Source organism: Kribbella sp. NPDC031520 (assembly GCF_055580825.1).
The window spans coordinates 1,628,384-1,651,262 of record NZ_JBVIKS010000001.1 but is presented as its reverse complement, the minus strand read 5'-3'; the positions used below and the strand labels follow the sequence as shown (position 1 = coordinate 1,651,262).

Sequence of the window (22,879 nt, the reverse complement as noted above, 5' to 3'; positions counted from 1 at the left end):
TTCGGCGGCGTGCTCCCGTTGTTCCTGGTGACAGAAGTGAGGCCTTCCCGTCGTCCTGCGTTGGTGACGGGGAACATGGGGGTTTTGTCGATGAACGCGTTATGGGACGAACTGATACATGAACTGGGCACCGTGCGCGCGCTGAGCGCGGCGGCGCTGGAGGCGCGCTCGGAGACGTCGCGGGTCGCGCTGATCACGCTCCTGGACGCCGAGACCGCGGAGATCTCGGCGATCCTGGACAAGCTCCTCCGCTCATCACAGGCGACGTCAGCGGCCTAGCAGCGCGCTGACTGCCTGTCGGAGCGTTGCGGTCGGGTCGTCCGGCTGCTCGAACGCGCGGTACGCGATGTGCGCATCCGGACGGACGAGCAGGCAGCCCGCGTCCGGGATTACGCGGACCCGCGCCCAGTCGCCGTACAGGTCATCCAGCTCGCGACCGGGCCCGATCACGAGCGGTTCGATCGGTAGGCCGAGCTGCTCGGACACGGACTGCGCCGCCTTCACCCACGCGTCGCCGCCGATACCGGTGAGCAACGTGAAGCGGCCCTTGCCGACCACGTCCAGCGTGCTCACGGCCTCGGATCCGCGGGTCAACCAACAATGCGGAATGCGCGCGCCCGGCCAGGTCGTCGGGTGGTAGTACAGCTCGGGATCCTGCTCGTACGGCGGTTCCGGCGTACCGTCCGCGACGACGGCCGACGACTGGTAGCGCTGGCCGAGTTCGACCCCGTGCGCGTTGAACTCGTAGTCCTTGAGCTCGATCGCCTTCCGGAGCTCCTCGCGTTGCGCGGCTCCGGCCGCTGTGTCGTCCTTGCGCGACTCGATCGTCCACCCGTCCGGCGCGTCCGGCGTCATCCCGAGTGCACGGAAGATCTGGCCGAACTGGTTCCGGCTCTTGTTGGCGCGGTCAACGATCTGCCGCGCGATCGGAGTCCGCTCCGCGTCGTAGCTGTCGAGCAGACCAGGCGCGGCCTGTCTCTTGACGACCAGGGCGAGCTTCCAGGCCAGGTTGTACGCGTCCTGGATCGACGTGTTCGAGCCGAGGCCGTTGCTCGGCGGGTGCCGGTGGATCGCGTCACCCATACAGAAAACGCGGCCCTTCGAAGCCTTCTCGGCGTACATGTGGTTGACGCTCCACACGGACGTGCCCTTCAGCTTCACGTCGATCGTGTCGTCACCCACCAGGTTGTGCACGATCTCGGTCGCCATCGCCTCGTCGACGACCGGCGCAGGCTGGGTGATGTCGTACCCCCAGACGATCAGCCACTCGTTCCACGGGCGCACCATCCGGACCAGGCCGGCGCCGATGCCGCCGATCTGCGCGCCGGGCTGCAGGACCCAGTACAGGACGCTCGGGCGATGGGCGACGTACCGGCTGAGGTCGGCCTCGAACACGATGTTCATCGATCCCTCGATGTCCATCGCCCCGGCCATCGGCAGTCCGAGGTCCTGCGCCACCTTGCTACGCCCGCCGTCGGCACCGATCAGGTACTTCGCCCGGATCTGGTACGTCGTGTCGCTCAGCCGGTCGCGCACCGTCGCGGTGACGCCGTCATCGTCCTGCTCCAGGCTCAGGTACTCCGTGTTGAAGCGGAGACGCGCGCCGCGGGCGGCCGCCGTACTGACGAGAATCGGCTCGAACAGGGTCTGCGGGAGGTCCATCGGCAGACAGGGACTCGCCTCGGTGTAGTCGGCGAGGCGGCGCGGATGCGTGCCCCAGGTGCGGATCCGGCCGATCTCCTCGCCCGCGAGGCTGGTGCAGAACGCCGTCTGGCCCATCAGGTGGTGGGCCGTGCCCTTGCCGGTGACCTCGTTCTCGATGCCCATGTCGCGCATCAGTTCGACCGTGCGCTGGTTGGTGATGTGGGCGCGGGGCGTGTTGGCTGTCCAGCCGTACCGGGTGAGGACGAGGTTGTCGACGCCGTACGTGGACAGGAACAGCGAGGCTGCGCCGCCGGCGGGGCCGCTGCCGACGATCAGCACGTCCGTCGTGATCATTGCCGGGCCTCCTCGTCGGTCGCGAGTACCAGGTCGTAATCGACTGTGTAGAAGGTCTTTCCGTCTTCCTGGTGTTCGATGAAGTCGGCGATCAGGGACTGCTTGACGCCGAAGACCGCGTCCGTGTCGAGGTAGGGGTCGCCGCTGGCGAACACATGCGTGATCAGGCGGGCGTATCCGGGTGCCGTGACCATGAAGTGGATGTGCGCCGGGCGCATCGGTCCACGCTCACCGGCGCGCAGCAGTTCGCCGACCGGGCCGTCGTCCGGGATCGGGTACGCCACCGGCTTCACCGACCAGAACCGGTAGTTGCCGTCGGCATCAGTTGTCAGGTGCGCCCGGTTCTGCGGCTCGTCGAGCTCCTTCTGTACGTCGTAGAACCCGTCCTCGTCGGCCTGCCAGGTCTCCACCAGAGCGCCGGCGACCGGCTCGCCCTTGGTGTTGAGCACCCGCCCACTGACCAGACACGGCTGTCCCGGCGCGCCGTTGGAGATGTCGTCCCCGAGCTGCACCTCCGGCGACCCTTCGACGAAGAACGGCCCGAAAACGGTGGACTGCGTAGCCGCTGCCGGCTTCCTGTTGCCCAAGCCGACGGTCAACATCGACAACCCGAGGACGTCGGCCAGCAACACGAACTCCTGCCGGGTCCCGGTGGAGATCTGCCCGGTCCGGGTCAGGAAGTCGATGGCGGTGAAGTACTCGTCCTCGCTCAGGTCCACGTCCCGCGCGAACGCGTGCAGATGCCGCACCAGGCTCCCCATCACCTCCCGATACCGCGTACTGCCACCGAAGCTGCGTACCACCGCATCAGTCAGGTCATCACCCTGCAGATCCATCCACCCTCCTCAAGGCCGCACACCGTCCAACGCCCGCCGCAAGATCTCCCGAACCTCTTCCTTGCCCACCGCGACCGGATTCGCCACCACCGAGAACCCAGCCGCAGCCTCGTCCGCCTGCCCCTCCGTCAATCCGAACTCCCGCAGACTGACAGCCACGCCGGCCCCCTGAAACAGGTCGAACAGCTGCGCCGCGAGCCCTGCGTCCGTTGCCGCTTCGTCGGATCCGGCCAGTGCGGCCGCCAGGCGCGCGGCGCTCTCCGGGACTGCTGGGGCGTTGACTCGTACTACCTGCGGAAGCACTGCGGCGTGGGTCTCCGCATGTGGGAGGCCGTAGGTGCCACCAAGCAAATGGCACAGCTTGTGATGCAATCCGGTCCCCGCCGTCGCCAGCGCCGACCCCGCCAGGCAGGCCCCGTACAAAAGCTTGCCTCGAGCATCTAAATCCATCGGGTCCACCAGCGCCGCCCGCAGACCGGCGCTCAGCGCCCGCAACCCGTCAACCGCAACCAGCTCGGTGATCGGGTCGGCCTTCGGCGTCCAGACCGCCTCCACGCAGTGCGCGATCGCGTTCGCCACACTTGCGGCAGTCACCTTCAGCGGCAGGTGCTGCGTCAGCACCGGGTCGTACACGACCACCCGCGGCAGCACCCGCGGATCCACTCCGGTCGTCTTGCCCCTGCCGGCGGTCTCGCCCCAAACCGGGGTCATCTCCGAGCCCGCGTACGTCGTCGGCACCGCAACGATCGCCAGGTCCCGCTTCATACCGGCGGCCTCTGACGTCAAGGCGACGGCCTTCGCTAGCCCGACGGCCGACCCGCCGCCGATGGCCACGATCCCGTCGGCATCGGCGTCCCGCGCCTTGGTGCGCGCGTCGTCCGCGACCTCGGTCGGCACGTGCTGCGCCACTCCGTCGATCCGCCCGGCGAACCGGTCACCCAGTTGCAGTTCGACCAGATCGGCGGCATCCCGCGCGGAGTTGGTCGCGATCACCAGAACTCGCCGTACGCCGAGCGCCGCGACCTCGTCGGCCACCCGCTCGAGCGCACCGGCCCCGAACACCACCCGACCCGGCCAGAACGTGTGCACGAACGAGTCCGGCGAACGGTCGTCTGGACGAGGCATCGGCTGCTCCGCTACGATTTCGCTCAGCGAATAGTTCTTCTTTCAACGAAAAGCAGGCTAGTCGATGCCGGGTGACGCGTCTACGGGCACGTTTCTGCAGGGGCTCGAGCGCGGCCTCGCGGTGATCCGGGCGTTCTCGGCCGAGGCGCCGACGCTGACGCTCAGCGAGGTGGCTCGCGCGGTCGGCATCACCCCCGCGACGGCTCGCCGGATCCTGCTGACGCTGGAGGAGCTGGGCTACGTACGCAGCGACCAACGCCGCTTCTCCCTCACTCCGCGGGTGCTTGCCCTCGGCTGGGCCTACCTGTCCTCGCTGGATCTCGGCGAACTCGCCGGCCCGTTCATGGAGGAGCTGAGCGCGAAGACCCGCGAGTCCTGCTCGATCGCGACCCTCGACCTGCCCGACATCGTGTACGTCGCCCGCGTACCCACGAGCCGGATCATGACGGTCGCCCTCGGTGTCGGCGCCCGCCTCCCGGCGTACCCGACCTCGATGGGCCGCGTACTGCTCGCCGGCCTGCCCGACGACGAGCTCACGTCGTACCTCGACTCCCTCCGGGCCGAAGCGCTCACCGACCGCACGCTCACGTCCGCCGCCGACCTCCACGCAACGATCACCAAGGTCCGCACCGACGGGTACGCCTTGGTCGACCAGGAGCTCGAACTCGGCCTCCGCTCGATCGCCGCTCCCATTGGCAACTCGCGCGGCCGTGTCATCGCCGCCCTGAACGTCTCCGCGCATGCCTCCCGCTCGACCCCGGCCTCACTCTGCGAGGAAGTCCTGCCGCCGCTGCGCGCGGCCGCCGACCAGATCACCCTTGCGCTGACCCAGCGAGGCCATCTCTGAGTTTCCGGAAGCGGTTCTTCCGGAATCAGGTCTAGCGTCGAATCCATGGACCATACGTTCGCCGGCGAGGTCATCGAGTGGCGCGGCCCGGCGCCGTACTACTTCCTGACCGTCCCGCCCGAAACCGGCACCGCTCTCCGAGCTGCTTCCTCCGCGGCCGGCGGGTCCTGGGGCACGGTCCCGGTCCGGGCCGTGCTCGGAGGTACGGAGTGGACGACGTCGCTCTGGTCTAGGGACGGCGACTACCTGCTCCCGTTGAAGGACGCAGTACGCAAGCCCGCAGGTCTTGCTGTGGGTGACACGGTGGAGATCCACGTCAGCTTCCAGCCGCGCAAGCAGAGTCGCTCACCACAGGCGGACCGGGTGCGGTCGCGGCGGGTGCCGGCGAGGCCGATGCCGCGGACCGCCGGCTCCCGTGAGCCCGTGACACCTTCGCAACTCACCATCGTGCCGGCGAATCGGGCGACCTGGGACGACCTGGAGGCGGTCTTCGGCACAACCGGCGCTACCGGCAGTTGCTGGTGTCAGCGGTTCCGCATGCTCCCGAAGGAGTCCTGGGCGTCCGAAGGCCCCGAAGAACTCGCCGCCCGCCTCCGAGACCAAACCGCCTGCGGCAAACCGCGAGCGACCATGACGACCGGCTTGATCGCCTACCTCGCAGACACAGACGCAGACCGAGACGCCGATGCCGACGCCGGTGCCGGTGCCGGTGCCGGTGATGAAGCCGGCGCTGATGCCGGTGCTGAAGCCGACGCCGACGCCGGTGCCGGTGCTGGTGGTGGTGCCGGCAATGCCGGGGGCGGTGGCGGTGGCGGTGGCGGTGATGCTGGTGCTGGTGCTGGTGCTGGTGAGCCTGTGGGGTGGTGTGCGGTGGCGCCGCGAGCGGGGCATGCGCGGTTGCTCCGCGACTATCGGGTGCCTTGGCTGGGACGGAACGAGGACAAGACGGACGCGTCCGTCTGGGCGGTCACGTGCTTCGTCACTCGGGTAGGTTTCCGCCGGCGCGGGATCAGCAGGCTGCTTGCGCAGGCCGCCGTCGAGTTCGCCAAGGAACGCGGTGCGGGCGCGATCGAGGGGTACCCAGATCTTGTCGACGGCGGATCCGTCGGAACCGTCGCCACCTTCGCCGATGCCGGGTTCGCCGAGGTGAGCCGGCCCGGCAACCGCCGCGTCGTCATGCGCATCGACTTCTGAGCCCCTCCTGACGGCTACGCGGACCTCGGCAGTCGTTGAACGGGAACCGGGAGCGGGCGCGCCGCCCTCAGGCCTTCAGCTCTTCGAGGACCTGCAGGTAGTGCGGGTTGTTCATGACACCGAGCAGGTTCCCGAACGGATCCACCACCGACGCCGTACGGAATCCCGTGTTGTTGCCACGGTCAACGATGTTCTCGTTGACCGTCGCGCCCAACTCGATCAGCCGCGCCAGCGTCGCCTCCAGGTCGTCGACATGCCAGTACGTGATCGCTCCCGCGCCGGTCCCGACCTGATGCGGCGCGTACCTGGCGTCGATGATGCCCAGCTCGCACTGAAGATCCCCGAACCGGAACTCGACGTACGCCGGAGCCTCCACGCTCGGCACCGCGTAGTACGCCTCGATCCCCAGCAACTGCTCGTACCACTCCCGCGCCGCCTTCACATCCGCGGCGTAGAAACTGACGGTCGCAAATCCTCGCAACATCGTGGTGGCCCTCTCTCGGTCGTTCCCGGTTGACGACCACCACGATTCCACCCAAAGTGCTCACCGAATGAGCACTTTGTTCAGTCGGTCTGGGTGACCTTGCGGAGGCCTCGTGGGGCGTCCGGGTCCAGGCCGAGTTTGCGGGCCAGGAGTTCGATGGCTCGCTGGGCGGGGATGACGAGTGCGAGCGGGGCCAGCGTCTCGGGGAGGTCCGGACCGGCGAGGTTCACGTCGCAGCGGGAGGCGAAGGCGGGGTCGCCGCCGATGCCGAGGATCTTGCTGCCCTTCTCGCGGACAATGCCGGCCAGCTCGGTCATGCCGGGCAGCGCGGGGCCTTCGCCGGCCGCGACCAGGATCGTCACCAGGTCGGAGTCGACGACCGCGATCGGGCCGTGCTTGAGGTCGGCGTACGAGAGGCCGCGGACCGGCTGCAGGCAGGTCTCCTCGAGCTTGAGGGCGACCTCGAGCGTCGTGCCGAAGGTCAGGCCGCGGCCGCTCGCGAGTACGTCGTGAGCGCCCGCCAGCAGGTCCGCCGCCGCCTCGACCGAACCGGACAGCATCTTGGTCGCCGCGTCCGGAACCCGGGCGATGTCCGCGTCCAGCGTCCCCGGCCGCGGCGCGAGCGCGTCCACGGCGACCGTGATCGCGGCCAGCTGGGTCGTGTACGTCTTGGTGGCCGGTACGGCGAGCTCCTTGCCCGCCTGCGTGATCAGCGCGACGTCGGCCGTCGACGCCAGCGGGCTGTTGCCGTCGTTCGTGATGCCGACGATCGCGGCGCCGTTCCGCTTCGCCCACTCGGCGGTGTCGACGATCTCCTGGGTCGCACCGGACTGGCTGACCGCCACGACCAGCGAGTTCGAGAGGTCGAGGTTCGCGCCGTACAGCGTGGCCACCGACGGCGCCGCCAGCGACGCCTGCCGGCCGGCGTGGATCTCGGTCAGGTACCGCCCGTAGACGCCCGCGTTGTCGGAGGATCCGCGGGCCACGAAGATCACGTTCCGCCGCCCGGCGGCCAGCCGGGTGATGTCGTGCCGCAGCGGCAGGACGTGCTCGAACGTCGCGGCCAGGGCGGCCGGCTGCTCGGCGATCTCGGCCGCCATCCGGGTTTCCTGGGTGGGGACAGACACCACTGGGATCACTGGTCCTATCTGGTCTTAACAGGTATGCTGCGCACGATAGCAGTGAGCGGCGCCCCGGGGCACCCCCGAGGCCCGCCCAGGTCTGGAGGATCGAGATTCCATGGTGGCGACCAAGCGGGCCCAGGTCCGATCGGTACTGGAACGGCTGATCGACGTCGAACTGCATCCCGGGGACCCGATCCCCTCCGAGCGGGCCCTGGTGGACAAGCTGAACGTCTCCCGGGTGACCGTCCGGCAGGCGATCAGCGACCTGGTCGAGTCCGGCGCCCTGGAACGGGTGCACGGCAAGGGGACCTTCGTCACCGGGCCCCAGGTCGACTCGCAGCTGCACCTCACCTCGTTCTCCCGGGAGATGCGGGCCCGCGGGCTCGAGCCCGGGACCGTGGTGCTGTCGGCGAGCGAGATCGAGGCCTCCGACGAGACCGCGAAGGGACTGCGGGTCGCCAAGGGCACCAAGGTGATCCGGGTCGAGCGGCTCCGCACCGCCGACGCGTCGCCGATGGCGTACGAGGTCGGCTACTACCCGTCCGCGCTCTTCCCAGGCCTGCTCGGCCGTGAGCTCGGCACTCTGTACGACGTCTTCGCGAGCGAGTACGACGTCGTCGTCACCTCCGGTGAACAGACCGTCCGGGCGGACAACGCCGACGGTCATGTCGCCCGGGTGCTCGGCGTGGCCCGGCGGGCACCCCTGCTGGTCCTCGAGCGCACCACGTTCGCCGGCCGCAAGGTCGTCGAGCTGTCCTGGTCGGCGTACCGCGCCGACCGCTACCGGCTGCACATGGCCCTGACCCCGCGCGGCCCGCGAACCGGGTCCGCCTGACCTGCCCCGGTGAACCGGCCGCTCCGTCAGCTCCTGGCGGAAACCAGGACGCAACGAACTGGATCGGTCCTGTTCATCAACTGGTCTGCATCCCTGCCGATCGCTCCCCGGCCACCGGGCCGGTTCGGCAGGTGGGCCGCTGGTCACGACGAAGTGCCCGGCGGCAATACTGGAGCCGAACCCACAAGAACTGTGTTGTGAGGAGTACCGCGAGACATGCCTATTGCAACCCCTGAGGTCTACGCCGAGATGCTGGACAAGGCCAAGCAGAACCGCTTCGCCTACCCGGCCATCAATGTCAGCTCCTCGCAGACGCTGAACGCCGCGATCCGCGGTTTCGCCGAGGCGGGCTCGGACGGCATCATCCAGGTCTCCACCGGTGGTGCGGAGTACCTGTCCGGTCCGACGATCAAGAACATGGTGACCGGCTCGGTCGCACTCGCCGCCTACGCGCACGAGGTCGCCAAGAACTACCCGGTGAACATCGCGCTGCACACCGACCACTGCCCGAAGGACAAGCTGGACGGCTTCGTCCGGCCGCTGCTGGAGATCTCGGCCGAGCGCGTTAAGCGCGGCGAGACCCCGCTCTTCCAGTCGCACATGTGGGACGGCTCGGCGGTGCCGCTGACCGAGAACCTGGAGATCGCCAAGGAACTGCTGGCCAAGACGGCCGCGGCCAAGATCGTCCTGGAGATCGAGGTCGGTGTCGTCGGTGGCGAGGAGGACGGCGTCGCCAACGAGATCAACGAGAAGCTCTACACCACCGTCGAGGACGGCCTGGCCACGGTCGAGGCGCTCGGCACCGGTGAGAACGGCCGCTACCTGACCGCGCTGACCTTCGGCAACGTGCACGGCGTCTACAAGCCGGGTGCGGTCAAGCTGCGTCCGGAGATCCTGGCCGAGATCCAGGAGCAGGTCGGCGCCAAGCTCGGCAAGGACCGTCCGTTCGACCTGGTGTTCCACGGTGGCTCCGGCTCGACGCTCGAGGAGATCCGGGCCGCGGTCGACAACGGCGTCATCAAGATGAACGTCGACACCGACACGCAGTACGCGTTCACCCGGCCGGCAGCGGTGCACATGTTCACGAACTACGACGGTGTGCTGAAGGTCGACGGCGAGGTCGGCAACAAGAAGGCCTACGACCCGCGCGCGTGGGGCAAGGCGGCCGAAGAGGGCATGGCGAAGCGCGTCGGCGAGGCGTGCGAGAACCTGCGCTCGACCGGTACGTCGCTGAACGCCTGACTTTCCGAAAGCTGTTCCGAGCAGGCCCGTCCGGGGGAGTTTCCCTGGGCGGGTCTGCTTGGTGTTGTGGGGGTGCATGGGGGACTCCTTCTCGTCAGCGCACCCTGGCCTGGCTGAAGTGCCGGACGCCGGTGCGGCGGGCTGCTCGGGCGAACGTGGTTCGGATGCGGTCGGCCACGGTCGCCGGGTCGTTGAGATCGGTCCAGGAGATCCAGCAGTGCTCTACGGGATGCGGTCCTTCGAAGGTTGACGGGTCGGGCAGCGGGTCTTCGGTGGAGGGCTCTGATTCCTCGCTGTAGAAGGGGAATCGCGGTTCGAACTCGACCACGGTGCGGTCTTCGGGGAACCACAGCGCCTCGGCTGCGACGTCGTCGGGATCCGGTTGGTCGAGGTTCGGTGGCGGGTATGGGCTGGGCGCGGGAAGGCCCGCAGTGGCCAGGATGTGACGCAGGCGGGACTCGGCGATCGACGCGGCGCCGGTGAGCTGCTCGAGTACGTCGAGGGCGCGCTTGTGGCCGTGGTCAAGGAACGTGATCGCCTGCTTGAGGGCGCGGCGGTCGACTGTACCGGTGTAGAGCGCGGCGTCGGCGAGGACGACGGCCGGCATCGGCGGCGCGGTCGCGGCCACCTCGGCGATCGCGCGGGCGGGGGAGACCATGCGGAGGTTGTTCCACAGCTGGAGCCCAGGGCCGACTGGATCGCGAATGTGGCGGTGGACGCCGCGTAGCCGGCCAGATCGCCCGTCCGGCGCGGTCACGTGGACCCGCATGAGGTCGAGACCCCAGACCGGCAGGGCATGCAGAGCCGCGGCGGACTGGTGGCTGGCGAACACGTTCGGACCGCTCGCGCGCAGCACGCGGTAGATCCGCCGGAGGTGCAGCACCTCGTCGGTCACCAGCCTCAGTGACCGCTGAGCGGCATACGTCCCGCGCCGGATCCGGCGCCACCGCCCGGACCCGAGCAGCGCGTCGATATCACCGTCGGCGTACCCACAGGCACGCGCGTCGGCCCGGGTGAACACCCCACCCCGAATCGACGCCATCACAGCAAGCTGAGGATTCATGCCCTAGAACTTGCCGCGTTTCGACTGTTCCGGAGACGCTGATTTCAGATCTGTGGAGAACTCCGGGCACAAAAAAAGCTCGTCATCTTTCTATGACGAGCTCGGCGCGGGTTGGTATCCAGGGTTGCCAGAGGAGGGGCATGCCGGCCTCGGACGGGGTGCGGTTGCCTTTGCGTTCGTTGCAGGACGCATGGGCGGCGACGGCGTTGAGCCACTCGGTGCGGCCGCCTCTGGACCTGGGTTGGACGTGGTCCATGGTGTCGGCGTTGTCGAGGCCGCAGTACGCGCAGCGGAACTTGTCGCGGCGCAGCACGCCGTGCTTGCTGTACTTCATCCGGCCGGCCGCGTAGCGCCAGTGCGTGACGACGTAGCGGACCAGACGGAGGACGCGAGGGACCGGGAACGGGCCGATTGTTCGCTCTCCGTGCGCCTCTTCGACCACTGCGACCTCGCGAACCAGCATCCGGATGGCGTGCTGGATCGAGACGGTGTGCAGCGGTTCGTACGACGCGTTCAGGACGATGACGCTCATCCGGTGCCTCCTTCCGGCCGTAGCTGGGAACCACGGCGGTTGACGCAGGGTCTCAAGCATCCGTGGCCGCCGGGTGAACGGTCAACGGATTTCGTCAGACGGTCACGTGCCGGTACGGCTGCGTGATCGGCGAAGATGTGCTTATGGAATTGAACAATCTGCTGTCCGGTCCACCCGAGACACTACTACCGGTCGACCCCGCCGCGGCGGAACTCGCCGACGGGGCCGCTCCGGCGGACGTCGCGGCGAAGTACCCGACGTCCTCCCTGGCCTGGGCGGTGCTTGCCGAAGGCGCCCTCGCGGACGGCCGGACCATCGAGGGGTACGCGTACGCGCGCACCGGCTACCACCGGGCGCTGGACCTGCTCCGGCGCAACGGCTGGAAGGGCCACGGGCCGGTCCCGTGGGAGCACGAGCCGAACCGCGGCTTCCTCCGCGCGCTGGCCGCGCTCGGCAAGGCGGCCGCCCTGATCGACGAGAAGGACGAGGCCGAGCGTTGTGCCACGTTCCTGCGTGACAGCTCGCCGACGGCTGCCGACGAACTGAGCTGAAACCCGCTTGTGGGGCCGGTTTCCCGGCGGGATGATCTGCCGGGTGACCAGCCCTTACGCGCAGGCCGGATTCGCTGCCGGGTTCGACTGGGGACCGGTCGGCGCCGAGGTCGTTGCCGGTGACATCGTCGCGGTCGTCGACGTGCTGTCGTTCACGACAGCGGTGACGGTGGCGGTGGATCGGGGCATCGACGTGTACCCGTACCGGTGGCGCGACGAGACGGCGGTCGCGTACGCCGAGGAGTGTGGCGCGACGCTGGCGGTCGGGCGTTCCGCGGCCGGTCCGGGCGAGGTCAGTTTGTCGCCGGCGTCGATCCGTGGCGTGACCGGAATCACCAAACTGGTTCTGCCCTCGCCGAACGGGTCGACGATCGCGAAGCAGCTGAGCGACAGCGGCGCGACAGTGATCGCGGTGTCGCTGCGTAACCGGCTGGCCGCTGCGGACTGGGTCACCAAGCAGGCCGCGGACGGCGCTGACGAGGGGCGGCGGCCCAGGGTGGTCGCGATCGCGGCGGGGGAGAGATGGCCCGACGGGTCACTCCGGCCGGCCGTTGAGGATCTGTGGGGCGCCGGCGGGTTCCTCAGTGCGCTCGGCAGCGACGATCTGTCGCCGGAGGCGCGGGCCGCCGTGGCGGCGTACGAGGCGACAAAGGACGAGCTGCCCAAGTACCTGCACGAGTGCGCCGGCGGCCGAGAGCTCACGCAGTACGGCTTCGCGGAGGACGTTGCGATTGCGGCCGAGGTGGACGAGAGCGAGGTGGTCCCGGTGCTCGTGGACGGTAGACTGTTCCGGTCAACCTGAAGCACTCGAGGTTTCTGCCCGTTGACAGTGCCGGCAGGCGGCGAGCGTCCCCGCTTCTTGCCGAACATGGACGGTTCTAGGCGGACGGACAGACCGGCGAAGCTGGACGCCCACGGTCGGGTCCCCGTCCCTTCGGGCAGCGGAAGGTAACACCGTGCCGGCTCTCACCGGACGGATCCCCGCGCCCAGCAACGCCTACACGGCGGTACTGCGTACTCCCGGCGCGTGGAAGTTCTACTTCGCGGCGGCCCCGGCCAAGGTCGGGATCGCGATGACAGGTCTCGGCATCGTCTGGCTGGTGCACGGATCGACCGGCTCGTACGCGGCCGCAGGTACGGTCACCGGCGGATTCGCGGTGGCCGAGGCGGTCGGTGGGCCGCAGGTGGCGAGGTTCATCGACCGTTTCGGTCAGACCCGGATGCTGCCCGTCACGCTGCTCACGCACGCCACGATGATGGCGCTGCTGATCGGGCTCGCGGTCGCCAACGCGCCCCTGTGGTCACTCGTAGTGGCCGCTGTGCTCGCGGGTGGATCGCTGCCGCAGCTGGGTGCGCAGACAGGAGCTCGCTGGGCGTACGCGCTCCGTGAGAGTCCACTGCTGTCCTCGGCGTTCACACTCGAAGCTCTCAGCGTCGGCGTCGCGTTCATGGTCGGCCCTGGTCTCGTAGGCATTGTGAGCTCCTCCAGCAGTCCTGCAGCAGGCTCGCTACTCGCTACAGGCCTTCTGCTGGCCGGGGGCTTCTTGCTTGCAGTACAACGAGGCACGGCACCACCACCGGCAGCACCTGGTCGGCGCGGCGAATCGAAACGCCTGCTACACAAGCGATTCGTAGGCCTGGTCGGTACGAACGTCGGCATCGGCCTGTTCTTCGGCAGCATGCAGGTGTCCGTCACAGCCTTCGCAGTCTCCAGAGGTACGCCAGGACTCGCCGGACCGCTGTACAGCATCACCAGCTTGGTGAGTCTGATCGCCGGATTCGCCTACGGTGCAAGGCGTTGGCGGACCGCTCCGGAGACGCAGTTCGTCATCGCGTTCAGCTGGTTGGCGGTGAGTTGCCTGCCGCTGATCGCCGTACACACGCCGCTGACCGCAGCGCTCGCGTTGACGTTGCCCGGTCTTGCGATCGCCCCGTTCCAGACGTTGTCCGCCGTACTGACCGAGTCGGCGGTCGACTCCGCCGTACTGACGCAGGCCTTCACCTGGCTGAACTCGGGTGGTGCGGCAGGTATCGCGCTCGGCTCCGCGTTCGCCGGGTGGGTCGTCGACGGGCACAGCGCGCAGTACGGCTTCGTGGTCGCACTCGCCGCCGCAACGACTGCTCTCGCGATGGCTGTGACGGTGAAGCTCAGCGATAGGTGATCTGGCGCTCGGCCGCGGCGCGGGTGGCGTACTCCAAGGGGGTCAGGCCGATCTGCTGCTTGAACTCCTTGGAGAAGTGGGCCTGGTCGAAGTAGCCGAGGGACGCGGAGAGATCGGCCAGCTCGGCGACATCGCCCTGGGCCAGCAGTTCGGCGCCGTCGTGGAGGCGGAAGCGGCGGAGCACCCATTTGGGACCTACCCCCACATAGCGGCGGAACAGGCGTTGGAGCGTGCGGATCGGTACATCGAACCGCTCGGTGATCTCGTCGACGCGGGCGACGGAGCGGTCCGCCGCCATCGTCGACACGATCTCCCGGACCAGCTCGTACGACGGGTCGGGCGGAGCGACGTGATCACGCAGGAACGCCTCGAACACCGCGCGCCGCCGGACGTCGGACTCGGCCGCGAACACCAGGTCCGCGAGCCGGTCGCCGTCCGGGAACACCGCGGTCAACGGCAGCACCTCGTCCCGGAACGAGCCGACGTCCAGCCCGGTGATCGCCCCGAACCCGCCGGCCCAGAACTTCACCCCGAACACCCGCCCGCGCCCGCGCAGCTCGCGCGCGAACTTCCGCGTGGAGACACCGTTCACGAACGCACCACCCGGCTGCTCGAACGTCACGTTCACGGCCGGGAACGGCAGCACCTCCGCGGTGTACGGCTCGTCGAGGTCCCACTCGACGATCCAGTACCACTCCACGAACCGGCCGGCCTCCGACCCCGGCGCGAGCCGGCTCAGCGACCGGTGCCGGGCCTGCTCCCGCGGGTGCAGGATGCCCTTCTCGCTGTCGGGTGGATGGGTCAACTCCGGCTGTCGCTTTCTTACAAGACCGCTCGGCGGTCGGCGGATTGACTAGGAGGCATGACGACGAACACCGTAAACCCCGTCCCGGACAGTTATCACTCGCTGACCCCGTTCATCGCCGTCGCGGACGGTGCGAAGGCGATCGACTTCTACACGTCGGTGTTCGGCGCCGAGGTGATCAGCCGGCAGGACCTGCCGGACGGCCGGGTCGCGCATGCCGAGCTGAAGTTCGGTAACTCGATGCTGCAGCTGAGTGACGAGATGCCACAGATAGGGCTGCGCGCGCCGACCGGTGAATGGGTGCACTCGTCGCTGGTGCACTACGTGCCGGACGTCGACACCACGTACGCGAAGGCGATCGAAGCCGGTGCGAAGCCGGTGGAGCAGGTGCAGACTTTCCTGACAGGCGACCGGTTCGGCACCGTGATCGACCCGTTCGGGCACCGCTGGGCGATCATGACCCGGGTCGAGGACGTCTCCCGCGAGGAGGCCGAACGGCGGATCAACGACTGGCTCGCATCGGGTGCCGCGGGGATCGATTAGCCCGGGCATGAGGAAGCGGCCCGCCGGAACCGTCCCCTGCGGCAGTTTCGGCGGGCCGCTGACTAAGAGTGTGCACGTGATCACGCAAAATGGCAACCCGTCAGTTGATGAAACAGTGACTTGAAACGGTCGCTGGAAGGTTGTGGACAGGCCCGAAACGGCCATGCCCGTCCTCCGGTAGGCTTTGGTCGCAAGAGCCTGGATGCATCGCCGGATGAACGACCGGTGAATGTCTCCGGGCTTCACCGTTTCCAGCACCGACCGCCACGGGGTGTGAAGTTGGTGCGTGAAGAGGAGGGCTGAGATGCCCGCAATCGTGCTCGTCGGCGCCCAGTGGGGCGATGAGGGCAAAGGCAAGGCGACCGATCTGCTCGGCAACACGGGCGAGGTCATCGACTACGTGGTGAAGTTCAACGGCGGCAACAACGCCGGCCACACGGTCGTGATCGGATCCGAGAAGTACGCGCTGCACCTGCTCCCGAGCGGCATCCTCACACCGGGCGTGACGCCGGTGATCGGCAACGGGGTCGTGGTCGACCTCAGCGTGCTGTTCGAGGAGCTCGACGCGCTGCAGGCGCGCGGAGTGGACACCTCCCGGCTGGTGATCAGCGCGAACGCGCACGTGATCCCGCCGTACAACCGGACCCTCGACAAGGTCGCCGAGCGGTTCCTCGGCAGCCGCAAGATCGGTACGACCGGACGCGGTATCGGCCCGACGTACGCCGACAAGATGAACCGCATCGGCATCCGGATCCAGGACCTGTACGACGAGAAGATCCTCGAGCAGAAGGTCACCGGCGCGCTGGAGCAGAAGAACCAGCTGCTGGTGAAGGTGTACAACCGGCGAGCGGTCGAGATCCGCGAGGTCCTCGACGAGCTGCTCGCGTACGCGGACCGCCTGAAGCCGATGGTCGCGGACACCAGCCTGCTGCTGAACAAGGCGCTCGACGACGGCAAGACCGTGCTGATGGAGGCGGGTCAGGCCACGCTGCTCGACGTCGACCACGGCACGTACCCGTTCGTCACCTCCTCGAACGCGATCTCCGCCGGCGCCTGCACCGGTACCGGCATCCCGCCGACCCGGATCGATCGCGTGATGGCCGTCGTGAAGGCGTACACGACTCGCGTCGGCGAGGGGCCGTTCCCGACCGAGCTGCTGGACGCGGACGGCGAGTGGCTTCGTCAGCAAGGCTTCGAGTTCGGTACGACGACGGGCCGGCCACGGCGCTGCGGCTGGTACGACTCGGTCATCGCCCGGTACGCCGCTCGCGTCAACGGCGTCTCGGACTTCGTACTGACCAAGCTCGACACCCTCACCGGCCGGGAGAAGATCCCGGTCTGCGTCGCGTACGAGGTGAACGGCGTCAGGTACGACGAGATGCCGATGACGCAGACCGACTTCCACCACGCGGTCCCGGTCTACGAGGAGTTCGACGGCTGGGCGGACGACATCTCCGGCTGCCGGACGTTCGAGGACCTGCCGAAGGAGGCGCAGTCGTACGTGCGCGCCGTCGAGTCGCTGAGCGGAGCGCGGATCTCCGCGATCGGTGTCGGCCCGGAGCGCAGCCAGATCGTCCAGCTCTGACCCGGTGGACCTCCCCGTCAGCGACCGATGACGGGGAGGTCCCGGATGAACGGTGCGTTCCGCAGGTCGCCGATGGTCGGACGGTGGATGTTCGGCGTCTCGATCGGCTTTCGCGCCCAGTCCGCGCCGCCACCCTGCGCGGCCCGGAAGAACAGGATTCCGCCGATCACCAACAGGACAACGGCGACGAGCGCGGACAACCAATGCGCGCGGAAGGTGTTGCGCGCGGCGATGTGAGCACCGCGGCGTAGTGAGCTGCCACCAGGGCCCCACCAGCTGCAGAACAGTGCGGTCAACGCCGCCGTACCGAAGCCGACCGCGGACAGGGGCGTCCAGCCGAGTCCGTACGTCGACGCGGCAACGCCTGTGACTACTCCGCCGACCACTACTGCTGTGAGTAGCGGCAGGATCAGGCAGGGGACAGTGATGAGCGCCGCCGTGGCCAGCTGCACTGGGCTGGCTGCCGCGGCTACGAGACCGTCGGACTTGCCCGAGCGGCCGCGGATCTGACGCCGTCGCATGAGCGCAGTGCTCGAGCGGTCCACCGTCCGCGCGAGCACCAGCAGGATGATGGCAACAGTTGCACCGAAGCCTGGCATGAAAGTGACCAGCCCTGTCAGCAGCAGCATGAAGCCGACGATGACCGCCGTACGACGACCAGTCGGCGGAGACTTGACCGGCGCCTGGACGGGCGGCTGGACGGGCTGGACAGGTGCCGGCGGAGACGGTTGCTGGTACGGCGCCGGAACGTAGGGGTTCGCTGCATAAGGAGTGAAGGGCTCCGCGGGGTACGGCGTCTGCCCGTACGGGGGCGGGGGTTCCTGCTTCTTCGCCGTGGCTTCGCGGAGCTTGTCGCGGATCGGGGCGAACGCGGACAGCGGCGGAATCACCGGCGGTACCAGCTCGGCCACCTGGGTCGGTGTCGGCCCGTCGTCGACCTCAGGTCCCACCGACGGCATCAGCTTCGTCACCAGCCTGGTCGGCGGTACGGCGGCCATCGTCGGGGCCTCACGCGGCGGGAGCGCGTCGCGGCCCTCCGCGTACCGGCTGAGGCCCGTCATGATCTCGTCCTGTGTCGGCCGGTCGGCCTTGTCGGGCGAGAGCGCGGCAGCGAGCAGCGACTTCAGTCGCGGGTCCAGGCCGTCCAGGTCGGCCTGACCGGAGTGCACGCGCGCCAGCACGGCCTCGAACGGTCCCTTGCCGAACGGGCGGCGTCCGGTCGCGGCGAACGCCACCGTGGCGGCCCAGCCCCACCAGTCGGCGGACTGCGACACCATCTCGCCCGCGATGAGCTCCGGCGCCAGGTAGCCCGGCGTACCGATCACCAGGCCGGTCTGGGTGAGCCGCAGGTCGTCGGCGGCCTGGGCGATGCCGAAGTCGATCATGATCGGCTTGCCGTTGCACATCATCACGTTGCCGGGCTTGAGGTCGCGGTGGATCACTCCGGCCGCGTGGATCGCCTGCAGCGACTCGGCCAGGCAGCCGGCCAGCGGGAGCCACTTGCGCGGAGTCAGTGGGCCGCGTTCGTCCACCTGCTCGTCCAGCGGGCGACCAGGGACGAAACGGGTCACCAGGTACGGCTGGTCGCCCTCCAGGTCGTGGTCGAGGATGCCGGCCACGCCGGGGTGGTTGACCTTCTGCAACGTGGTGGCCTCACGCTGCAACCGGGCCCGCGCGATCGGGTCGTGCGCGACGTGCGACCGCAGGACCTTGAGCGCGACCTCCTGACGCTCGGGTCCCTCGGCGAGGTAGACGACCCCCATGCCGCCCTGCCCGAGCCGCCGGATCAACCGGTACGGCCCGACCCGCTCCTCCTCCACCTCCTCTTCGTGGGTGGAAGGCGGTCCCCCTGTGACTGACATGCCATCTACGGTACGTCCCCGGCAGACCAAGCAATCCCGATGACGTCAGAGGTAATCGTCTGTATTCACCGCGTCTCCGAAGCTGGAGCCATGGGACAGAGAATGAAGGCTTACGCGATCGCCTACCTGCGCAACGTCCGGATGGGCGCGGACATCGTCGAGTACCTCGAACGCATCGACGAGACCCTCGCTCCGTACGACGGTCACTTCATCGTGCACGGCGCGGCGCCCGAACGGATCGAGGGCGAGTGGGAGGGTGCGCCGATCGTGATCGAGTTCCCCGACTACGACCACCTACGGGACTGGTACGAGTCCCCGGAGTACCGCGAGATCCTGCCGCTACGGACCGAGAACTCCGACGGTGTGGTGATCTTCGTCGAAGGAGTAGACCGCACCCACAAGGCCACCGACGTACTTGCCTGACCCTGTTGGCCGGATCCTCGCGAGGAGAGGTCCGCGGTCAGCCGGCCAGTTCGGGGTAGAGGGCGGTCAGGTCGCCGGAGACTGCTGCCTTGGCGCCGCGGGCGGTGTCGTCGGCGAGGACCTCGTACGTGCCGGTCTCGATGCCGTCCAGGGCGGCCTTCGCGATGTCCTCGGGGCGGGCCTTCGGCGCGGTCACGCCGGTCGTCATGTCGGTGTCGACGTACCCCATGTGCAGGCCGGTGACGCCGATGCCACGGTTCAGCAGCTCGAGCCGGATCGCGTTGGTCTGCAGCCAGAACGCGGCTTTGGTAGCGGCGTACGCGCCGCCCCGGGCGACCCAGGACAGGGCCGAGTGCGCGTTCAGGATGTGGCCGCCGCCGTTCTTCTCGATGATCGGGACGAACGCCCGGGTCAGCTGCAGAGGTCCGAAGAAGTTCGCGTCGAAGACCGCGCGGACGTCGTCGATCGTGCTGTCCAGGTAGGTGGCGGGCGAGCTCGCGCCGGCGTTGTTGATCAGCACGGTGACGTCCGGCGCGGCCGCGGCGAGCGCGTCGATCGACGTCTGGTCGGTGACCTCGAGCGGCAGCGGTACGACCCGGGGGTCGTCACTCGGCTTCGGGTCGCGGGCGGTCGCATACACCTTCGCGACACCGCGGGTGAGCAGGTCGTCGACGATCGCCTTGCCGATCCCGCGCTGCCCGCCGGTGACCAGGACGACTGCGCCTTCGAGTGTGGTCATGAAAACTCCTCAGAGGAAACTGATCTGTTTCCATCACCGTAAACCGATCGGTTTCTCATTTCAAATCCAGCCGGTACCCTCGATGCCATGAGCACTTCCGCGACTCCCCGTGAGCGGCTTCTGGACGCCGCGGGCGAACTCTTCTACCGCGACGGCGTCAACATCGGAGTGGACGCGCTCTGCAAAGCGGCCGGGGTGTCCAAGAAGTCGATGTACCAGCTGTTCCGGTCGAAGGACGAGCTGATCGCGGAGAGCCTGGCGAGTCGCGGCCCGGCGTACCAAACGTTGCTCCAACCGGGCGCGGAGGACGAGCAGTCGCCGCGGGAGCGGATCCTGACCGTGTTCGAGCGGCAGGACGCGATTGTTGCAGCGGGCAACTACCTCGGCTGTCCGCTGGTGAGTACCGCGGTCGAGCTGAAGAACCCGGAGCACCCGGGGTCGGTGGTCGCGCGGCACTTCAAGCAGCAGCTCACCGACTCCTTCCACCGCGAGCTGGTCAAGGCCGGCGCCGACGACCCGGCCACGCTGGCGATCCAGCTGACGATGATCTTCGACGGCGCCAGCGCTCGCGCGGTCGTCCGCGCCCAGCCCCTCGGCGGCATCGGCGCCGCGACCGCCGCCGCCCTGCTGGATGCCGCCGGGGTCCGCGCCGCCGAGCTGGCCCTGCACTGAGCCCGCGTACCCGTGGGACGGAATCGCCTTTTGTTCCACGGGAAATGGGACAGTCACGCGATCTGTTCCACTGAAGTTCCGGTACCGGCGAGGTCTTGACCCTGGTCGTCGTACGTCGTGACACTGCGTGGAAACCGCTGTCCTACCGCCCCCGAAGACAGGACACCGCCCATGCGAAAGCTTCCTCTTGTCCTGGCCGCCGCGCTGCTCGCCGGGACCCTCGTCTCTCCAGCCGCGCAGGCCGCCGATGCCCCGGCAACGTTCACCCATCCCGGCGTCGGGGTGAGCCAGGCCCAGCTCGACTTCGTCCGGGCCAAGGTGCAGGCCGGCGCCCAGCCGTGGACCGACGCGTTCAACCAGGCGAAGAACAGTTCGTACGCCTCCTTGTCCCGTACGCCGAAACCGCGCGCGATCGTGGAGTGCGGCCCGTACTCGAACCCGAACTACGGCTGCACCGACGAACGCGAGGACGCGATCGCGGCCTACACCGACGCCCTGCTCTGGTACCTCACCCGCGACGACCGCTACGCGCAGAAGTCCATCCAGCTGATGGATGCGTGGTCGGCGACCATCCAGGACCACACCAACAGCAACGCCCCGCTGCAGACGGCCTGGGCCGCGTCGTCCTGGCCGAAGGCCGCGGAGATCATCAGGTACGAGTACGGCAACTGGCCGAACGCGGGCCGCTTCGCGACGATGCTCCGCAACGTCTACGTACCGAAGATCATCAACGGCTCCAACTCGAACGGGAACTGGGAGCTGAGCATGACCGAGGCCCTCCAGGGCATCGGCGTGTACCTCGAGGACAAGACGATCTACGACAAGGCGATAGCGCTGTACAGGCTGCGGGTGCCGGCGTACGTCTACCTCGAGTCGGACGGTGCGCTGCCGAAGACCGTGCCGAGTCAGAACCTCGACACCCGCGACAAGATCGTCAGCTACTGGCAGGGCCAAGGGACGTTCGTCACCGGTCTGACGCAGGAGACGTGCCGCGACTTCACTCACACGGGCTACGGCATCTCCGCGATCTCACACGTGCTGGAGACGGCCCGTATTCAGGGCGTCGACATGTACCCGGAGTTCGGCGAGCGGCTACGGCAGGCGCTCGGTTTCCAGTCCAAGTGGGAGCGCAACCTGGAGCCGGTGCCTTCTTGGCTCTGCAACGGCACGCTGAACCGGGGGCTCGGTCCGATCACCGAGGTGGGCTACAACGCACTGCACACCCGCCTGGGCATCGCGATGACGAACACACAGGCCCTGACCGAGTCACGCCGTCCGGCAGGCTCCAACAACCTGTTCGTTGCCTGGGAGACCCTGACCCACGCAGAGAACCCGTCCTAGCAGTGTGCTTCGCCGCGCTTCCAGTAGCCCTGGAACGAGATGGCCGACTTGGGCATCCCGACAGCGTTCACGAGGTGGCGGCGTACCTCTTTGATCATTGACGACTCACCGGCGACCCACGCGTAGTCAGGGTCGAACGGCAGCGCTGCTGACTTCACTGCGTCCAGTAGGGATCCCTCGGTGACCCACGTGACGTCAGCAGCACCCGCCAGAGGGCGTACGTCGGCCACATCCGGTACGGCGACGAAGACGGTGGCATGTACTCCAGCCGGAAGCTCTTCCAGGATCCCGGCCAGGGCGGGGAGTGCGGTCTCGTCCGCCACGAGCACCCGGCGAACACTGGTTGCCGGCGGCACGTAGTCGACGCCGGAGTGCAGCAGGCCCTTCGTGCTGGTCATATCGACCGCGAACGGCAGCAGCAGACCCACCTGGCCGCCTGGCTTCGCTGAGCTCGCCCAGGCCGACGCCGGCCCGTTCACCCCGTGCAGGACGAACTCGACGTCCAGTTCGGCCACCTCGGGCCGGAGCGCGCGCACGGTGTACGTCCGCATGATGAAACGCTCGTCGACGGGCTGTGCGCACCAGTCGGCGTACCACTCGGGTCCTGAGGGCAGCCGGATCGTACTGCCGTTCGGAGGAGTCAGGAGGACCTTGATGCGCTGGTCCGGGCCGGCCGTGACCGCCTCCTTGATCCGCGGTGCGACGAACGTCACGCGACGCAGGTGCAGGCTCAGATCGTCGACCGCTGCCACGGTGGCCAGGAGCGAGTCGAAGACGATCGGGCGCTCGAGCACAGTCGTCATGGCTTTGGTTTCTCCATAAACTTCGCAGGGGGAGGAACGTGCGGACCCGGGGGCGGCCGGGTTAAGGTGAGGCGTCTAAAGGTTAGCCTTACCTAAGAGGATCCCGAAAGTCC

At 68.3% G+C, this 22,879-nt stretch carries 24 protein-coding genes; 13 read left to right on the top strand and 11 right to left on the bottom strand.

Annotated elements, in window-relative coordinates; genetic code table 11:
* Positions 1-132: 132 nt before the first annotated feature.
* Complete coding sequence (locus tag ACZ5BU_RS08320; protein WP_465696605.1) at positions 133-279, top strand: hypothetical protein; 147 nt, start codon at positions 133-135, stop codon at positions 277-279.
* Here the strand turns inward: ACZ5BU_RS08320 and ACZ5BU_RS08315 are convergent.
* The 3 genes from ACZ5BU_RS08315 to ACZ5BU_RS08305 are packed head-to-tail and all read right to left on the bottom strand — an operon-like array spanning position 268 to position 3,959.
* Positions 268-1,998, bottom strand: coding sequence for an FAD-dependent monooxygenase (locus ACZ5BU_RS08315; RefSeq protein ID WP_465696603.1), 1,731 nt, complete (start codon positions 1,996-1,998; stop codon positions 268-270). The genes ACZ5BU_RS08320 and ACZ5BU_RS08315 overlap by 12 nt on opposite strands.
* Entirely contained in the window at positions 1,995-2,834 is an 840-nt protein-coding gene (locus ACZ5BU_RS08310) for an intradiol ring-cleavage dioxygenase (RefSeq protein WP_465696602.1), read from the bottom strand. The genes ACZ5BU_RS08315 and ACZ5BU_RS08310 overlap by 4 nt, the downstream gene beginning before the upstream one ends.
* A 9-nt stretch (positions 2,835-2,843) precedes the next feature.
* Positions 2,844-3,959, bottom strand: a complete 1,116-nt coding sequence (locus tag ACZ5BU_RS08305; protein ID WP_465696600.1) for a maleylacetate reductase — start codon at positions 3,957-3,959, stop codon at positions 2,844-2,846.
* 64 nt (positions 3,960-4,023) lie between these two features.
* On the opposite strand from ACZ5BU_RS08305, the gene ACZ5BU_RS08300 reads away from it, so the two are divergent.
* Both ACZ5BU_RS08300 and ACZ5BU_RS08295 read left to right on the top strand, forming a co-directional pair.
* A complete protein-coding gene (locus ACZ5BU_RS08300) occupies positions 4,024-4,806 on the top strand; it encodes an IclR family transcriptional regulator domain-containing protein (protein WP_465696598.1) in 783 nt (260 codons plus the stop codon).
* Positions 4,807-4,851: 45 nt separating this feature from the next.
* A complete protein-coding gene (locus ACZ5BU_RS08295) occupies positions 4,852-6,000 on the top strand; it encodes a GNAT family N-acetyltransferase (RefSeq protein ID WP_465696596.1) in 1,149 nt (382 codons plus the stop codon).
* Positions 6,001-6,067: 67 nt separating this feature from the next.
* Here ACZ5BU_RS08295 and ACZ5BU_RS08290 read toward each other — a convergent pair whose 3' ends face one another.
* The gene (locus tag ACZ5BU_RS08290) at positions 6,068-6,484 is read right to left on the bottom strand and encodes a VOC family protein (protein ID WP_465696595.1); all 417 of its coding nucleotides are present in this window, start codon (positions 6,482-6,484) and stop codon (positions 6,068-6,070) included.
* 80 nt (positions 6,485-6,564) lie between these two features.
* Entirely contained in the window at positions 6,565-7,611 is a 1,047-nt protein-coding gene (locus ACZ5BU_RS08285) for an SIS domain-containing protein (protein ID WP_465696593.1), read from the bottom strand.
* A gap of 112 nt (positions 7,612-7,723) precedes the next feature.
* On the opposite strand from ACZ5BU_RS08285, the gene ACZ5BU_RS08280 reads away from it, so the two are divergent.
* Both ACZ5BU_RS08280 and fbaA read left to right on the top strand, forming a co-directional pair.
* Complete coding sequence (locus ACZ5BU_RS08280; RefSeq protein ID WP_130388014.1) at positions 7,724-8,443, top strand: GntR family transcriptional regulator; 720 nt, start codon at positions 7,724-7,726, stop codon at positions 8,441-8,443.
* 216 nt (positions 8,444-8,659) lie between these two features.
* Positions 8,660-9,685 carry a class II fructose-bisphosphate aldolase gene (gene fbaA / locus ACZ5BU_RS08275; protein ID WP_465696592.1) on the top strand — a complete coding sequence of 342 codons (1,026 nt, stop codon included), beginning with the start codon at positions 8,660-8,662 and terminating at the stop codon, positions 9,683-9,685.
* A gap of 94 nt (positions 9,686-9,779) precedes the next feature.
* On the opposite strand, the gene ACZ5BU_RS08270 is transcribed toward fbaA, so the two are convergent.
* Both ACZ5BU_RS08270 and ACZ5BU_RS08265 read right to left on the bottom strand, forming a co-directional pair.
* The gene (locus ACZ5BU_RS08270) at positions 9,780-10,727 is read right to left on the bottom strand and encodes a type IV toxin-antitoxin system AbiEi family antitoxin domain-containing protein (RefSeq protein ID WP_465696590.1); all 948 of its coding nucleotides are present in this window, start codon (positions 10,725-10,727) and stop codon (positions 9,780-9,782) included.
* Between the two features lie 103 nt (positions 10,728-10,830).
* Complete coding sequence (locus ACZ5BU_RS08265; protein ID WP_465696588.1) at positions 10,831-11,280, bottom strand: HNH endonuclease; 450 nt, start codon at positions 11,278-11,280, stop codon at positions 10,831-10,833.
* 143 nt (positions 11,281-11,423) lie between these two features.
* Here ACZ5BU_RS08265 and ACZ5BU_RS08260 point away from each other — a divergent pair, with 143 nt between their 5' ends.
* The 3 genes from ACZ5BU_RS08260 (at position 11,424) to ACZ5BU_RS08250 (ending at position 13,993) form a co-directional block, all read left to right on the top strand.
* The gene (locus tag ACZ5BU_RS08260; protein WP_465696586.1) at positions 11,424-11,831 is read left to right on the top strand and encodes a DUF3151 domain-containing protein; all 408 of its coding nucleotides are present in this window, start codon (positions 11,424-11,426) and stop codon (positions 11,829-11,831) included.
* A 43-nt stretch (positions 11,832-11,874) separates the two neighbouring features.
* Positions 11,875-12,633 carry a 2-phosphosulfolactate phosphatase gene (locus tag ACZ5BU_RS08255; RefSeq protein ID WP_465696585.1) on the top strand — a complete coding sequence of 253 codons (759 nt, stop codon included), beginning with the start codon at positions 11,875-11,877 and terminating at the stop codon, positions 12,631-12,633.
* A gap of 154 nt (positions 12,634-12,787) precedes the next feature.
* The gene (locus ACZ5BU_RS08250) at positions 12,788-13,993 is read left to right on the top strand and encodes an MFS transporter (protein WP_465696583.1); all 1,206 of its coding nucleotides are present in this window, start codon (positions 12,788-12,790) and stop codon (positions 13,991-13,993) included.
* On the opposite strand, the gene ACZ5BU_RS08245 is transcribed toward ACZ5BU_RS08250, so the two are convergent.
* Entirely contained in the window at positions 13,980-14,798 is an 819-nt protein-coding gene (locus ACZ5BU_RS08245; protein ID WP_465696582.1) for a DUF6597 domain-containing transcriptional factor, read from the bottom strand. The two genes, ACZ5BU_RS08250 and ACZ5BU_RS08245, sit on opposite strands and share 14 nt — an antisense overlap.
* 57 nt (positions 14,799-14,855) lie before the next feature.
* Here ACZ5BU_RS08245 and ACZ5BU_RS08240 point away from each other — a divergent pair, with 57 nt between their 5' ends.
* Both ACZ5BU_RS08240 and ACZ5BU_RS08235 read left to right on the top strand, forming a co-directional pair.
* Positions 14,856-15,341, top strand: coding sequence for a VOC family protein (locus ACZ5BU_RS08240; RefSeq protein WP_465696580.1), 486 nt, complete (start codon positions 14,856-14,858; stop codon positions 15,339-15,341).
* Positions 15,342-15,645: 304 nt separating this feature from the next.
* Positions 15,646-16,926, top strand: coding sequence for an adenylosuccinate synthase (locus ACZ5BU_RS08235; RefSeq protein WP_465696579.1), 1,281 nt, complete (start codon positions 15,646-15,648; stop codon positions 16,924-16,926).
* Between the two features lie 17 nt (positions 16,927-16,943).
* On the opposite strand, the gene ACZ5BU_RS08230 is transcribed toward ACZ5BU_RS08235, so the two are convergent.
* On the bottom strand, positions 16,944-18,788 hold the full coding sequence (locus ACZ5BU_RS08230; RefSeq protein WP_465696578.1) for a serine/threonine-protein kinase: 1,845 nt from the start codon (positions 18,786-18,788) through the stop codon (positions 16,944-16,946).
* Between the two features lie 90 nt (positions 18,789-18,878).
* Between ACZ5BU_RS08230 and ACZ5BU_RS08225 the strand changes: the two genes are divergently transcribed.
* Positions 18,879-19,211, top strand: coding sequence for a DUF1330 domain-containing protein (locus ACZ5BU_RS08225; RefSeq protein WP_465696576.1), 333 nt, complete (start codon positions 18,879-18,881; stop codon positions 19,209-19,211).
* 37 nt (positions 19,212-19,248) lie between these two features.
* Here the strand turns inward: ACZ5BU_RS08225 and ACZ5BU_RS08220 are convergent, their stop codons facing one another.
* A complete protein-coding gene (locus tag ACZ5BU_RS08220; RefSeq protein WP_465696574.1) occupies positions 19,249-19,950 on the bottom strand; it encodes an SDR family oxidoreductase in 702 nt (233 codons plus the stop codon).
* An 87-nt stretch (positions 19,951-20,037) separates the two neighbouring features.
* On the opposite strand from ACZ5BU_RS08220, the gene ACZ5BU_RS08215 reads away from it, so the two are divergent.
* Both ACZ5BU_RS08215 and ACZ5BU_RS08210 read left to right on the top strand, forming a co-directional pair.
* Positions 20,038-20,622, top strand: coding sequence for a TetR/AcrR family transcriptional regulator (locus tag ACZ5BU_RS08215; RefSeq protein ID WP_465696572.1), 585 nt, complete (start codon positions 20,038-20,040; stop codon positions 20,620-20,622).
* Between the two features lie 171 nt (positions 20,623-20,793).
* Positions 20,794-21,963, top strand: coding sequence for an alginate lyase family protein (locus ACZ5BU_RS08210; RefSeq protein WP_465696570.1), 1,170 nt, complete (start codon positions 20,794-20,796; stop codon positions 21,961-21,963).
* Here ACZ5BU_RS08210 and ACZ5BU_RS08205 read toward each other — a convergent pair.
* Entirely contained in the window at positions 21,960-22,766 is an 807-nt protein-coding gene (locus tag ACZ5BU_RS08205; protein WP_465696569.1) for a siderophore-interacting protein, read from the bottom strand. The genes ACZ5BU_RS08210 and ACZ5BU_RS08205 overlap by 4 nt on opposite strands.
* Between the last annotated feature and the right edge of the window lie 113 nt (positions 22,767-22,879).

Excerpts from the sequence above, each read along its gene's own strand:
- ACZ5BU_RS08210 (WP_465696570.1), top strand. The coding sequence starts at position 20,794 with ATGCGAAAGCTTCCTCTTGTCCTGGCCGCCGCGCTGCTCGCCGGGACC.
- ACZ5BU_RS08300 (WP_465696598.1), top strand. The coding sequence starts at position 4,024 with ATGCCGGGTGACGCGTCTACGGGCACGTTTCTGCAGGGGCTCGAGCGC.
- ACZ5BU_RS08225 (WP_465696576.1), top strand. The coding sequence starts at position 18,879 with ATGGGACAGAGAATGAAGGCTTACGCGATCGCCTACCTGCGCAACGTC.
- ACZ5BU_RS08270 (WP_465696590.1), bottom strand. The coding sequence starts at position 10,727 with ATGGCGTCGATTCGGGGTGGGGTGTTCACCCGGGCCGACGCGCGTGCC.
- ACZ5BU_RS08280 (WP_130388014.1), top strand. The coding sequence starts at position 7,724 with ATGGTGGCGACCAAGCGGGCCCAGGTCCGATCGGTACTGGAACGGCTG.
- ACZ5BU_RS08230 (WP_465696578.1), bottom strand. The coding sequence starts at position 18,788 with ATGTCAGTCACAGGGGGACCGCCTTCCACCCACGAAGAGGAGGTGGAG.
- ACZ5BU_RS08260 (WP_465696586.1), top strand. The coding sequence starts at position 11,424 with ATGGAATTGAACAATCTGCTGTCCGGTCCACCCGAGACACTACTACCG.
- ACZ5BU_RS08290 (WP_465696595.1), bottom strand. The coding sequence starts at position 6,484 with ATGTTGCGAGGATTTGCGACCGTCAGTTTCTACGCCGCGGATGTGAAG.
- ACZ5BU_RS08265 (WP_465696588.1), bottom strand. The coding sequence starts at position 11,280 with ATGAGCGTCATCGTCCTGAACGCGTCGTACGAACCGCTGCACACCGTC.
- ACZ5BU_RS08240 (WP_465696580.1), top strand. The coding sequence starts at position 14,856 with ATGACGACGAACACCGTAAACCCCGTCCCGGACAGTTATCACTCGCTG.
- ACZ5BU_RS08215 (WP_465696572.1), top strand. The coding sequence starts at position 20,038 with ATGAGCACTTCCGCGACTCCCCGTGAGCGGCTTCTGGACGCCGCGGGC.
- ACZ5BU_RS08315 (WP_465696603.1), bottom strand. The coding sequence starts at position 1,998 with ATGATCACGACGGACGTGCTGATCGTCGGCAGCGGCCCCGCCGGCGGC.
- ACZ5BU_RS08310 (WP_465696602.1), bottom strand. The coding sequence starts at position 2,834 with ATGGATCTGCAGGGTGATGACCTGACTGATGCGGTGGTACGCAGCTTC.
- ACZ5BU_RS08235 (WP_465696579.1), top strand. The coding sequence starts at position 15,646 with ATGCCCGCAATCGTGCTCGTCGGCGCCCAGTGGGGCGATGAGGGCAAA.
- ACZ5BU_RS08220 (WP_465696574.1), bottom strand. The coding sequence starts at position 19,950 with ATGACCACACTCGAAGGCGCAGTCGTCCTGGTCACCGGCGGGCAGCGC.
- ACZ5BU_RS08295 (WP_465696596.1), top strand. The coding sequence starts at position 4,852 with ATGGACCATACGTTCGCCGGCGAGGTCATCGAGTGGCGCGGCCCGGCG.
- ACZ5BU_RS08205 (WP_465696569.1), bottom strand. The coding sequence starts at position 22,766 with ATGACGACTGTGCTCGAGCGCCCGATCGTCTTCGACTCGCTCCTGGCC.
- ACZ5BU_RS08305 (WP_465696600.1), bottom strand. The coding sequence starts at position 3,959 with ATGCCTCGTCCAGACGACCGTTCGCCGGACTCGTTCGTGCACACGTTC.
- fbaA (WP_465696592.1), top strand. The coding sequence starts at position 8,660 with ATGCCTATTGCAACCCCTGAGGTCTACGCCGAGATGCTGGACAAGGCC.